This is a genomic window from Streptomyces atriruber, assembly GCF_001418325.1.
Classification (GTDB): domain Bacteria; phylum Actinomycetota; class Actinomycetes; order Streptomycetales; family Streptomycetaceae; genus Streptomyces; species Streptomyces atriruber.
This window is the reverse complement of the sequence record NZ_LIPN01000095.1, coordinates 1-11,998: the sequence shown is the minus strand read 5'-3', so window position 1 is coordinate 11,998 and position 11,998 is coordinate 1. Positions and strand designations below refer to the sequence as shown.

General features: G+C 71.5%; 10 protein-coding genes. 2 read left to right on the top strand and 8 right to left on the bottom strand.

The features are described 5' to 3' along the window. Window positions 1-22 precede the first annotated feature (22 nt). Genes AOK03_RS10940 through AOK03_RS10910 form a run of 7 tightly spaced genes read right to left on the bottom strand, consistent with a single transcriptional unit; the run spans window position 23 to window position 7,210 of the window. On the bottom strand, window positions 23-337 hold the full coding sequence (locus AOK03_RS10940) for an L-rhamnose mutarotase (RefSeq protein ID WP_055564998.1): 315 nt from the start codon (window positions 335-337) through the stop codon (window positions 23-25). Beyond that, a complete protein-coding gene (locus AOK03_RS10935; RefSeq protein WP_055564997.1) occupies window positions 334-1,377 on the bottom strand; it encodes an aldo/keto reductase in 1,044 nt (347 codons plus the stop codon). Before AOK03_RS10935 ends, AOK03_RS10940 begins: the two co-directional genes overlap by 4 nt. Beyond that, the gene (locus tag AOK03_RS10930) at window positions 1,374-2,129 is read right to left on the bottom strand and encodes an SDR family NAD(P)-dependent oxidoreductase (protein WP_055564996.1); all 756 of its coding nucleotides are present in this window, start codon (window positions 2,127-2,129) and stop codon (window positions 1,374-1,376) included. The genes AOK03_RS10935 and AOK03_RS10930 overlap by 4 nt, the downstream gene beginning before the upstream one ends. Further along, entirely contained in the window at window positions 2,126-3,511 is a 1,386-nt protein-coding gene (locus AOK03_RS10925; RefSeq protein ID WP_055564995.1) for an L-fuconate dehydratase, read from the bottom strand. Before AOK03_RS10925 ends, AOK03_RS10930 begins: the two co-directional genes overlap by 4 nt. Window positions 3,512-3,559: 48 nt before the next feature. After that, window positions 3,560-4,597: an ABC transporter permease gene (locus tag AOK03_RS10920; protein WP_055564994.1), complete on the bottom strand. Its 1,038-nt coding sequence runs from the start codon at window positions 4,595-4,597 to the stop codon at window positions 3,560-3,562. Then, window positions 4,590-6,131, bottom strand: a complete 1,542-nt coding sequence (locus tag AOK03_RS10915; RefSeq protein ID WP_055564993.1) for a sugar ABC transporter ATP-binding protein — start codon at window positions 6,129-6,131, stop codon at window positions 4,590-4,592. Before AOK03_RS10915 ends, AOK03_RS10920 begins: the two co-directional genes overlap by 8 nt. Further along, the gene (locus AOK03_RS10910; RefSeq protein WP_055564992.1) at window positions 6,128-7,210 is read right to left on the bottom strand and encodes a sugar ABC transporter substrate-binding protein; all 1,083 of its coding nucleotides are present in this window, start codon (window positions 7,208-7,210) and stop codon (window positions 6,128-6,130) included. Before AOK03_RS10910 ends, AOK03_RS10915 begins: the two co-directional genes overlap by 4 nt. A gap of 213 nt (window positions 7,211-7,423) precedes the next feature. On the opposite strand from AOK03_RS10910, the gene AOK03_RS10905 reads away from it, so the two are divergent. Together AOK03_RS10905 and AOK03_RS10900 are read left to right on the top strand one after the other, a co-directional pair. After that, on the top strand, window positions 7,424-8,185 hold the full coding sequence (locus tag AOK03_RS10905; RefSeq protein WP_107097975.1) for a FadR/GntR family transcriptional regulator: 762 nt from the start codon (window positions 7,424-7,426) through the stop codon (window positions 8,183-8,185). Continuing rightward, window positions 8,182-8,898 carry a hypothetical protein gene (locus AOK03_RS10900; protein WP_244177564.1) on the top strand — a complete coding sequence of 239 codons (717 nt, stop codon included), beginning with the start codon at window positions 8,182-8,184 and terminating at the stop codon, window positions 8,896-8,898. Before AOK03_RS10905 ends, AOK03_RS10900 begins: the two co-directional genes overlap by 4 nt. 26 nt (window positions 8,899-8,924) lie before the next feature. Here AOK03_RS10900 and AOK03_RS10895 read toward each other — a convergent pair whose 3' ends face one another. Then, window positions 8,925-11,942 carry an alpha-mannosidase gene (locus AOK03_RS10895; protein WP_055564990.1) on the bottom strand — a complete coding sequence of 1,006 codons (3,018 nt, stop codon included), beginning with the start codon at window positions 11,940-11,942 and terminating at the stop codon, window positions 8,925-8,927. Between the last annotated feature and the right edge of the window lie 56 nt (window positions 11,943-11,998).

The window sequence follows — 11,998 nt, the reverse complement described above, 5'->3', positions numbered from 1 at the left end:
GTCCCGGGCTGGGCGGTCTCGGTCACGGCAGCTCCCATACGACGGGCAGACCGGCCTGCGAGCCCTCGGCGGAGTAGTCGTGGACGACGTCCAGGAGCTCGGCCATGCGGGCCTGCCAGGCGATGTTGACCGGGAGCTTCTCCAGCTCGGCGAGCATCCGGCCGTAGTCCTCGCATTCGAGGAGGTGGAAGAGGTCGGTGCCGCTGCGCCAGATGGTCCAGGACGAGGCGCCCGCGGCCCGGATCGCCGAGGTGAGCTCGGCGGGCACCTCGCGGTGCGCGGCGTCGTACGCGTCGATGCGGTCGGCGCGGACCTTGGTGTGCAGCGCGACTCTCACAGCCGGTCCCTTCCCCGTACCTCTCCCGGTATGTCTCCCCGTGCCGGTCCGGGGACCGGCACCTCCGGCGGCAGCAGTCCCGCCTCCCGGGCTTCCTGCCAGAAGTCCGCGGGCACGTCGGCGGCGAACTGGGCGGCCGCGTCGGTGACCTGCTCCGGTGCGTGGATGCCGACCAGCACGCTGGCGACGGCCGGATGACCGAAGGGGAAGGCGAGTGCGGCGGCCCGGAGCGTGGTGCCGTGCCGCTCGGCGACCGTCCGCAGGGCGCGGGCGCGGGCCAGCAGGTCGGGCGGCGCCTCGGTGTAGTCGAACCTGGCCCCCGGCTTGGGGTCGGCGAGCAGCCCGGAGTTGAAGACGCCGCCGATGACGATCGAGGCGCCCCGCTCGCTGGCCGCGGGCAGCAGCTCGGTGAGGGCCTGGTGGTCCAGGAGCGTGTAGCGGCCCGCGCAGAGCACGGCGTCGACGTCCGTGTCACGGACGAAGCGGGTGAGCATCTCCGCCTGGTTCATGCCCGCGCCGATCGCGCCGACGACACCTTCGGAACGCAGCTTCTCCAGGGCCGGGTAGCCCTCGCGGAAGGCTTCCTCGGCGTGGTTGTCGGGGTCGTGCAGGAAGACGACGTCGACGCGGTCGACGCCGAGGCGGGTGAGGCTGGACTCGATCGACCGGCGCACGCCGTCCGCGCTGAAGTCCCAGACCCTGCGGTGCGTGCGCGGCACCGCGAAGCCGCCGTCGGCGAGGTCGTCGCCGGACACCTCGTCGGCCGGCTCCAGGATCCTGCCGACCTTCGTCGAGATGACGTACGAGGAGCGGTCCCGGCCCCGCAGCGCCTCGCCCAGCCTGCGCTCGGACAGGCCGAGGCCGTAGTGCGGGGCGGTGTCGAAGTAGCGGATGCCCGCGTTCCAGGCGTGGTCGAGGGCGGTCGCCGCCTGTTCGTCGGTGATCGGCGAGTAGAGGTTGCCGATGCCGGCGGCGCCGAAGGACAGCTCGGTCACCTCGACGCCGCCGGGGCCCAGGAGGCGCCGCGCCGGGGCGCTCACCGGTTCACCGGCCGCAGCCGCAGACCCTGCATGCCGCCGTCGACGGCGAGCGCGGTGCCGGTGGTGGCGCCGGACTGCGGGCTCGCCAAGTAGGCGATGGCGCCCGCGACTTCGTCCGCGGTGACCAGGCGGCCGGTGGGCTGGCGGGCCTCCAGCGCGGCCCGCTCGGCGGCGGGGTCGGGGGCGGCGTCCAGGAGGCGGCCGATCCACGGGGTGTCCGCGGTGCCGGGGTTGACGCAGTTGACGCGCACTCCCTCCCGTACGTGGTCGGCGGCCATCGCGAGGGTGAGGGAGAGCACCGCGCCCTTCGACGCCGAGTACAGGGCGCGCTGCGGAAGGCCCGCGGTCGCGGCTATGGAGCAGGTGTTGACGATCGCCGCGTCGGTGGAGAGGCGCAGGTGGGGCAGGGCGGCGCGGGTGGTGCGGACGATCCCCAGGACGTTGACGTCCAGGACGGCGTGCCACTGGGCGTCGTCGTTGTCCTCGACGGTGCCCTGGGCGCCGATGCCCGCGTTGTTGACCAGGACGTCGAGGCCGCCGAGGTCGGCGGCGGCCGCCGCGACGGCGTCCCGCACGGCCGCGTCGTCGGTGACGTCGGCGGTGTACGCGCGCAGGGGCTTGTCCACCCCGCTCGGATCGAGGTCGAGGACGGCGACCTCGGCGCCGCGGGCGGCGAGGAGCTCGGCGGTGGCCCGGCCGATGCCGGAGGCCCCGCCGGTGACGAGGGCCTTGAGCCCCTGGAAGTCGGTCATGCGGCTGCTCCCTTGTCGCGTGCGATGTGGTCCGGTGCGGGTTCGTCCTGGGCGCGGGCGTCCTGTGCGAGGTCCGCGGCCCAGAACGTGCCGCCCGGATAGGTGAACTCGGCGACGGACTCGGCCCGCATGGTCGCCGAGAAGCCGGGTGCGGTCGGGGCCGTGTAGTGGCCCGCGCGCATCACGACCGGGTCGGTGAAGTGCTCGTGGAGGTGGTCGACGTACTCGATGACGCGGTTCTCGGTGGTGCCCGCCAGGGCCACGTAGTCGAACATCGACAGGTGCTGCACGAGCTCGCACAGTCCGACGCCGCCCGCGTGCGGGCAGACGGGAACGCCGAACTTGGCGGCGAGCAGCAGGATCGCGAGGTTCTCGTTGACGCCGCCGACCCGTGCCGCGTCTATCTGCAGGATGTCGATGGCGTCGGCCTGGAGGAGCTGTTTGAAGACGATGCGGTTCTGCACGTGTTCGCCGGTGGCGACCTTGACCGGGGAGACGGCCGTGCGGATCGCGGCGTGGCCGAGGACGTCGTCGGGGCTGGTGGGCTCCTCGACCCAGTAGGGGTCGAACTCGGCGAGCGCACGCGTCCATTGGACGGCCTCGTCGACGTTCCAGCGCTGGTTGGCGTCGACGGCCATGCGGATGTCCGGGCCGATCGCCTCGCGGGCGGTGCGGCAGCGGCGGATGTCGTCGGCGAGGTCCGCGCCGACCTTCAGTTTGATCTGGGTGAATCCGTCGGCGACGGCCTGCCGGGCGAGTCGGGTGAGCTTCTCGTCGCTGTAGCCGAGCCAGCCGGGCGAGGTGGTGTAGCCGGGGAAGCCGTACTCCTGGAGCCTGGCGGTGCGGTCCGCCGCGCCCGCGCGGCCGGACCGGAGCAGGCCGAGGGCCTCCTGGGGGGTGAGGGTGTCGGCGATGTAGCGGAAGTCGACCTGGGAGACGAGCCACTCGGGTGTGGCGTCGGCGAGCAGCTGCCACAGGGGCTTGCGGGCGCGCTTGGCCGCGAGGTCCCAGACCGCGTTGACGACCGCGCCGATGGCCATGTGCATCACGCCCTTCTCGGGGCCGAGCCAGCGCAGCTGGCTGTCGCCGACGAGGTCGCGGTTGACGGTGCCGGGATCGGCGCAGAGCTCCTCGACCAGGCGGCCGATCACGTGGTGGCGCAGCGACCGGATCGCGGCGACCTGGACGTCGTTGCCGCGGCCGATGGTGAAGGTGAAGCCGTGCCCCTCCAGCCCGTCCTCGGCGTCGGTGCGCAGCACCACGTAGGCGGCGGAGTAGTCGGGGTCCGGATTCATCGCGTCGGACCCGTCCTGCTCCCGTGAGGTGGGGAACCGGATGTCGTAGGTGTCTACCGCGGTGATGCGGGCTGGGGTCGGGGACACAGGAGGCCTTTCCGGAAAGGGGCGGGGAAAGCGGCGGTCCGATGCGGGTCAGTCCTGTGCGCGGCCCGTGGTGACGCGGGCGATCATCAGGGCGACCAGGATGATTCCGCCGTAGATGGCCTGGATCCAGAAGGACGGCACCTGGGCGAGGGTGAGCAGGTTCTGTACGACGCCGAGGAGCAGGACGCCGGTGAGGGCGCCGAACATGGTGCCCTTGCCGCCGTCGAGGCTGATGCCTCCGATGACCGCGGCGGCGAACACCGTGAAGATCATGTTCTGGCCCTGGTTGGCGTTGATGGCGCCGACGTAGCCGGTCTGCATGAGTCCGCCGACCGCGGCGAGGGCTCCGGCGACGACGAACACGCCGAGCATGACCCGGTCGACGCGGATGCCCGCGGCGCGCGCGGCGTCCGGGTTGCCGCCGATCGCGTACAGGGCGCGGCCCACGCGGTGGTACTTGAGGACGAAGCCCACGATGCCGAAGGCGGCCGCCGCGAGCCATACCGACATGGGGATGCTCAGGAAGGTGGTGGTGGCAAGGGTGTAGAAGGCGTCGGGCATACCGAAGAGGGTCTTGCCCTCGGTGGCGCCGACGAGGAGGCCGCGCAGCACGATCAGCATGGCGAGCGTCACGATGAACGCGTTGAGCTTGAGCTTCACGACGAGGACGCCGTTGAAGGCGCCGATGGCCGCGCCGACCAGCACGATGGCGAGGATGCCGACGGCGGCGGGCAGGTCCGTGCCGAAGCCCGCCTGGGCCGCGGGCAGGACGAGGAGCGCGCCGACGGCGGGCGCGATGCCGACGACCGACTCCAGGGAGAGGTCGAACTTGCCGGTGATCAGGACGAGCGACTCGGCGAGGACGACCATGGCGAGCGCTGCGGACGCGCCGAGGATGGAGATGAGGTTCCGCTCGGTCAGGAACGAGTCGTTGACCAGTGCGCCGAGCAGGATGAGCAGCAACAGGGCGGGTACGAGGGCGAGTTCGCGGGCGCGTCGCAGCAGCACGGACTTCGCTGCCGCCTTGTCACGGCCCAGGTGTACGGGGGGCGTGGTGGAGGCCGACGGGGCCTTCAGGTCAGCCATGGTCCATTCCTTCGATGGAGGCGATCAGCTCGTGGTCGTGGAAGCCCGCCGCGTGCTCGGCGACGATCCGGCCGTGGAAGAGCACGAGCACGCGGTCGCAGCGGCGCAGGTCGTCCACCTCGTCGGAGACGACGAGGACCGCGGTGCCGTCCTCGCGGGCGTTGTCCATGTGGGCGAGCAGGGATTCCTTGGACTTCACGTCGACGCCCGCGGTCGGGTTGATGAGGACCAGCAGGCGCGGGTCCGAGGCGAGGGCGCGGGCCATGACGACCTTCTGGGCGTTGCCGCCGGAGAGGTCGGAGACGGGCTGGTCGGGACCCTCGGCGTGGATGTCGAGCCGCTCGATGAGATCGTCGGCGAAGCGGCGCCTGGTGTCGGTGCCGATGAAGCCGTGGCGGCCGAGCCGGTCCAGGACGCTCATGGTGGCGTTGTCGCCGATGGTCATGCCGAAGACCAGGCCCTGGCCGTGCCGGTCGCGGGGCACGCAGCCGACCCCGGCGCGCAGGGCCGCGGTCACGTCGCCGAAGGGCAGGGGCCGGCCGTCGAGCCGGGCGGTGCCGGCGGTCGGGGTGTGCAGTCCGGCGAAGCTCTCCGCGAGGTTGATCTTGCCGCTGCCGCTGGATCCGGCGAGTCCGACGACCTCGCCCTTGCGCACGGTGAGGTCGATGTCGGTGTACGACTCGCTGGTGAGGCCCTGGACGTCGAGCAGCACGGGGGCGTCGGCCGGCACTCCGGCGCGGGCCACGGCCTCCTCGGCGTCGGCCTGTTCGGCGATGACCTCGCCCGCCATGGCCTCCACCAGTGCGCCCTTGGGCAGTTCGGCGACGGGGGCGCTGGTGATCCAGCGGGCGTCGCGCAGCACGGTGACGGTCTGGCACACCTCGTACACCTCCTGGAGGTGGTGCGAGATGAACAGGAACGTGACGCCGGAGTCCTGGAGGGCGCGCATCCGTGTGAAGAGGCGCTCGATCTCGCGGTTGTCGAGCTGCGCGGTCGGCTCGTCGAGGACGATGAAGCGGGCGCCGAAGCTCAACGCCCTTGCGATCTCGACCATTTGCCGGTCCTCGACCTTGAGGTCGGCGGTGCGCGCGTCCGGGTCGACGCGCACGTCCCAGGTGTCCAGGACCTCCGCGGCCTCGGACCGGAGTCTGCGCCAGCTGATGAATCCGCCGCGGCCCGAGGACTGGCGGTTGATGAAGAGGTTCTCCGCGACGGTGAGTTCGGGGACGACGGTGGGCTTCTGGTAGACGCAGGCCACCTTGCGGCGCCACGCGTCGCGGTCGCTGAGCGGCGGCGCGGGCTCGCCGTCGAAGCGGACGGTGCCCGCGTCGGGCGCCTGGAGTCCGGTGAGGACGGTGACGAGGGTGGACTTGCCCGCGCCGTTGCGGCCGACGAGGGCGTGGGATTCACCCGGCAGGACGGTCAGCCTGCCGTCGCGCAGCGCGACGGTGGGTCCGTACCGCTTGACGATGCCGGACGCCTCGACGAGCGGGGTCGTGTCGGCCCGGTCGGTGGGGGGCTCGGTCGTCGTCATTTGGCCGAGTTGCCCCACAGCTTGGAGTCGTCGACGTTCCCCTTGGTGACCAGCGGGGCGGGCAGCTGGTCCTCGAGGATGCCGCTGGGCAGCTTCACGATCGTCGAGTCGTGGTCGGTGGGGCCCGGCGCGAACTTCTTCCCGTTCATCGCGGCCTTGATGTAGTACATGCCGTACTTGGCGTAGGCGTCGGCGGGCTGCGAGACGGTCGCGTCGATCTGGCCCTTGCGGATCGCGTCGAACTCCTGCGGGATGCCGTCGTTCGAGACGACGGTGATGTGCCCCTTCTCCCCCGCCTTCTTCAGCATTCCCTTGGACTTGAGGGTCTGCAGGGTGGGCGCGAGGTACACGCCGCCGGCCTGCATGTAGATCCCCTTGATGTCGGGGTCGGAGTTCAGCAGGGTGTCCAGCTTGGCGGCGGCCGTGTCGGACTCCCACTTGGCGGGGATCTCCAGGACCTTCAGCTTCGGGTACTTCTTCTTCACGCAGTCCCGGAAGGCCTTGGAGCGCTCGCGCCCGTTGACGGAGGCCAGATCGCCCATGATCTGCACGACCTTGCCGGTCTTGACCTGGTCGCCGAGGTAGTCGCAGGCCTTCTCGCCGTACGCGACGTTGTTGGCCCGGACCACCATCGCGACCTTGCCCTTCTCGGGGGCGACGTCGACGGCGACCACGGGCACTCCCTTGCGCTCGGCCTGGTCGAGGCCCGCGGAGATCGCGGCGCTGTCGAGCGGCGCGACGACGAGGCCCTTCACGCCCTGGTTCAGCTGGTTGTTGATGTCGGTGATCTGCTGCGAGGGGTCGCTGTTGGAGTTGACGGTCTTCATCGCGTCGACGTCCTCGGACTTCGCCATCTTCGGCACGTAGTCGTTGTACGACTGCCAGAACGGCGAGGTCAGCAGGGGCAGGACCACTCCGACCTTGCCCTCTCCGCCGCCTCCGGCACCGGGCGAGGCGGTGTCCTTCGTACTGCCGCACGCGGCGAGCACGAGGGAGGCGCAGGCGGCCACGGCCGCGGCCCGCACCGCCCGCGAAGTCCCCGCCCTGCCGGGCCTGTTGCGCACTGTCCTGCCGACCATCTGACGGCTCCTCATCGAGAAGGGAAACAACGGGGGGAACGAAGGGAGGAATCAAGAGGGGGAACGAGGGGGGAGCTGATGACGCGAATATTTATCAGACCACTTGCCGCTCACAACACCCCTCGTCGTCAACTTTTCGCGGTTTCAGGCCGTAGTGGTCGGACCACATCTCTGGCTAGACTGCGGCGCACTCGGCCAGTGGAGGAGCGTTACGTGGACCAGCCAGACCAGTCCGCCCCGCAGAAGGGCACCGTGACGCAGCGGGCCATCGAGCAGATCAAGGCGATGATCGGCGGGGGCAGCCTCGAACCGGGCCAACGCCTGCCCACCGAACGGGACTTGGCGGCCCAGCTCGGCATCTCGCGCAGTTCCATGCGGGAGGCGATCCGCGCACTGACGGTCCTCGGGGTCCTGGAGGCCCGCCACGGCTCCGGCATCTACGTCACCCGGCTGGAGGCCGGCGACCTCCTGGAGACCTTCGGAGTGGTGGCGGACCTGTCCCGCGGGCCACGCCTCGTCGAGCTCCTGGAAGTACGCAGGGTCCTGGAGTCGACCGCGACGGCGCTGGCGGCCGCGCGCATCACCGAGACCCAACTATCCGACGTGGAGAAGCACTTGGAGGCGATGAACGCCACCGACGACCCGGAGGAGATCCTCTCCCACGACCTGGCGTTCCACCGCACGATCGCCTTCGCGGCGGGCAACGACACGATGGCCGCGATACTGGAGGGCCTGTCGTCCCGCACGTTCCGTGCCCGGGTGTGGCGCGGCTACCAGGAGGAGGGTGCCTTCGAACGCACCCGCCGCGAACACGCCCGCATCCACCGCGCCCTGGTGGCACGGGACCCGGAGGCGGCGCGCGCCGCGGCGGCGGCGCACGTGGGCGAGGTGGAGGAGTGGTTGCGGGCGCAGGTGGACGAGGGGACGGAAAACCGGCGGCGCGATCCGGACGGCCCTGGCACCATCCCTGGGTGATCACTGACCCGCAGAGCACCACCGGCCCCGTCCACGCGGCCGTCCGCAACAACGCCGACTGGTGCGACGCCGTCTGCCGCTCCCACGGCGTGCCCAGCGCCGTCGACGGCGGGGTCTGGGCCAGCCCCCGGCGCACTCCCCCGCTGTATCCCGACGCCGTGACGCTCTCTCCCGACGCGACGTCCGAGGACGTGGTGGCCCGCATCGACCTCGCCTCACCCGGCGCCTCGGTCAAGGACAGCTTCGGCGCGCTGGACCTTTCCGCGGCCGGGTTCGAGGTGCTGTTCGAGGCACAGTGGATCCACCGTCCCGCGACCGAGGCCGGGCGGGCGCCTGGCGGCTGGCGGCCCGTCGAGGGCGGTGAGCGGCTCACCGACTGGGAAGCCGCGTGGAGCGGGGACGGTACGAGTGAGGGGCTGTTCCGGGCCGCCCTGCTCGTCGACGGCGCGGTCTTCCTCGCGGACACGGCCGACGGGGCGATCGGCGCGGGCTCCGTCGCCTACCCCGGCGCCTCCGTGGTCGGCGTCTCCAACCTCTTCACCGTCGACGACGACCTGGACGCCGCTTGGCGCTCCTGCCTGGAGGCGACAAACCGGCTCTGGCCGGGGGTGCCGGTCGTCGGGTACGAGCATGGCGAAGCCCTGGCGGCCGCGGTCCGCCAGGGCTTCGAGCCCGTCGGCCCGCTGCGCGTGTGGCTGCGGACCGACGGGTGAGGTGATGCGAGGTGCGGCGCGGGGCCTCAGCTCCGCGTGAACCGCAGCGTCACCAGCTCGAACGGCCGCAGCGTCACCGACACCGCGTCATCCGCGAGCTCCGGCGCCGTCACCCCGTCGAGCGGGCGCTCCAGCAGGTCGGTCACCGCGACCGAGCCCGCGGCGAAGCCCGTGGTGAGCGTGGCCTTCGCCCGGCCGCCCCGCGACTCGTGGAAGCGGACGACGACATCGCCGCTGCCGTCGTCGGCGAGCTTGACGGCCGTGACGACCACGGCGTCCTCGTCGACCGTCACCAGCGGCGCCACGTCGGCGCCCCCGGTGATCCGGCGTTCGGGCAGGTTGATGCGGTAGCCCTCGCGCACCGCGTCGCCGATCGCCGCGCCCGGCACCAGGGCGTGCCGGAAGCGGTGCACGCCCTGGTCCGTCTCGGGGTCGGGGAAGCGCGGGGCGCGCAGCAGCGAGACGCGGACCGTCGTGGTCGTGCCGGAGTCCTCGGTGCGGACCGTGCGGGTCACGTCGTGGCCGTACGTCGAGTCGTTGACCAGCGCGACGCCCCAGCCCGGCTCCTCGATGTGCACGAAGCGGTGGTTGCACGCCTCGAACTTGGCGGCCTCCCAGCTCGTGTTGGTGTGCGTGGCGCGGTAGAAGTGGCCGAACTGGGTCTCCGAGGCGTACCGCTCCGCGTGGATGTCCAGCGGGAAGGCGAGCTTGAGGAACTTCTCCGTCTCGTGCCAGTCGACCTCGGTGTCGATGTCGAGGCGCTGGGCGCCCGGTGCGAGCGTGAGCACCTGGGTGAGGCGCGAGTCCCCGAAGGTGCGCACGACGCGGACCGACGCGCCGTCGCCCGCCTCCACCCGGTCCGCCTCGGTCAGATCGGTGACGGTGTTGCGGTAGAACTCGTCGACGTCCCACGCGTCCCACATGTTCGGGAAGTCCGCGTGCACCTGGGGCAGGTTGGCCACCCGACCCGGTGCGACGGTCTCCCGGTCGGCGACCAGGTCGTACGCGGAGACGACCAGGCCGCGCCCGTCGATCTCCACCCGCAGCAGACCGTTGTCGAGCACGAAGCCGCCGTCGGCGCGCGTGGCGATCGCCGACGCGCCGTCGACCGCGGCGGCGCAGGCACCGCCCGCGGGGACGCCGTCGCGGGTGTGCGGCGTGGAGTTGAAGACCAGCGCGCCGGATCCCTCGCCCGCGAGGGCGCGCTGCGCCTTGTCGATGATGCCGTTCAGCTCCTGGGCGACGGCCGCGTAGGTCGCGCGGGCCTCGCGGTGCACCCAGGCGATGGACGAACCGGGCAGGATGTCGTGGAACTGGTGGAGCAGCACCGTCTTCCAGACACGGTCCAACTGCTCGTAGGGGTAGGTGAATCCGGGCGAGCGCACGGCGGCCGTGGCCGCCCACAGCTCCGCCTCGCGCAGCAGGTGTTCGCTGCGGCGGTTGCCCTGCTTGGTGCCCGCCTGGCTGGTGAGCGTGGCGCGGTGCAGCTCCAGGTAGAGCTCGCCGACCCAGACGGGGGCGTTGGGGTACTCGGCCTCGGCCTTCTCGAAGAAGGCGGCGGGCGTCTCCCACTCGACGGTCGCCGAGCCCTCCAGGTCACGCAGGCGGCCCGCCTTGGCGATCATCTCGCGGGTGGTGCCGCCGCCTCCGTCCCCCCAGCCGGTGGGCGCGAGGGAGTGCCGGGCGACGCCCTTGTCCTTGAAGTTCTTCGCCGCGTGGGCGATCTCGCTGCCCTTCATCGAGCAGTTGTACGTGTCGACGGGCGGGAAGTGCGTGAAGATCCGGGTGCCGTCGATGCCTTCCCAGTTGAAGGTGTGGTGCGGGAAGCGGTTGGTCTGCGACCACGAGATCTTCTGGGTGAGCAGCCACTTCGAACCGGCGGCCTTGATGATCTGCGGGAGCCCTGCCGCGAACCCGAACGTGTCGGGCAGCCAGGCCTCGTCGTTCTCGACGCCGAACTCGTCGAGGAAGAACCGCTTGCCGTGCACGAACTGCCGGGCCATCGCCTCCGACCCCGGCATGTTGGTGTCCGACTCGACCCACATGCCGCCCGCGGGCACGAACCGCCCGTCGGAGACCGCCTTCTTGACCTTCGCCCACACCTCGGGGCGGTGCTCCTTGATCCACGCCCACTGCTGCGCCTGCGACATGGCGAAGACGAAGTCCGGTTCGTCCTCGATGAGCGCGGTCATGTTCGACGTCGTACGCGCCACCTTGCGCACCGTCTCGCGCAGCGGCCACAGCCACGCCGAGTCGATGTGGGCGTGCCCGACGGCGCTGATGCGGTGTGCCGAGGGCTCGGCGGGGGTGGTGAGCACTCCTTCGAGCTGTGCGCGCGCCGTGGCGGCCGAGCCGTTCACGTCCTGGAGGTCGACGGCGTCCAGGGCGCGGCCGACCGCGCGCACGATGTCGTAGCGCCGTCCGGAGTCCTGGGACAGTTCCTGCATGAGTTCGCCGAGGACTTCGAGGTCGATGACGAGCTGCCACACCGTCTCGTCGAAGACGGCGAGGTCCATGCGCTCCAGCTTGTACTGGGGCTCGCTGCCCGCGGTCTCCTTGTCGCCGAGCTGCGTGGGCAGGAAGGGGTGGTAGTCGAGGATGACGGGGTTGGACGCGGCCTCGACGTGCAGCCGCACCTCCTCGCCGCCCTCGGCGGGCGCCGCGACGCGCACCCACTGGTTGCGCGGGTTGAGGCCCTTCACCGGGGTGCCGTCGGGGCGGTACACGAGGCCCTCGCACTGGAAGCCCGGCATGTTCTCGTCGAAGCCGAGGTCGAGGACGGCCTCGACGGTCTTGCCCGCCCACTCCTTCGGCACGGTCCCGGTCACCCGGAACCAGCTGGTCCCCCAGGGCGCCCCCCACTTCTCGCCGACGGCGGTCGGCGTCGGCTCGGCGGCGAGCCCTTCGGCGACCGGGACCGGCTCGCCCGGCGCGTTCCACACGGCCACGTCGAGGGGTACGGAAGCGGGGTACACGGCGGGCCTGATGCGCTCGTCGAGTACGCGCTTGAGACGGGCTTCGACCAGGGTGCGGTCGTCATGCATGAGGGGTCTCCCGGGAGTCTTTCGGTGCGAGTAGGTGGGGGGCGGCTGGTGGGGGC

Excerpts from the sequence above, each read along its gene's own strand:
- AOK03_RS10930 (WP_055564996.1), bottom strand. The coding sequence starts at position 2,129 with ATGACCGACTTCCAGGGGCTCAAGGCCCTCGTCACCGGCGGGGCCTCC.
- AOK03_RS10920 (WP_055564994.1), bottom strand. The coding sequence starts at position 4,597 with ATGGCTGACCTGAAGGCCCCGTCGGCCTCCACCACGCCCCCCGTACAC.
- AOK03_RS10915 (WP_055564993.1), bottom strand. The coding sequence starts at position 6,131 with ATGACGACGACCGAGCCCCCCACCGACCGGGCCGACACGACCCCGCTC.
- AOK03_RS10910 (WP_055564992.1), bottom strand. The coding sequence starts at position 7,210 with ATGGTCGGCAGGACAGTGCGCAACAGGCCCGGCAGGGCGGGGACTTCG.
- AOK03_RS10895 (WP_055564990.1), bottom strand. The coding sequence starts at position 11,942 with ATGCATGACGACCGCACCCTGGTCGAAGCCCGTCTCAAGCGCGTACTC.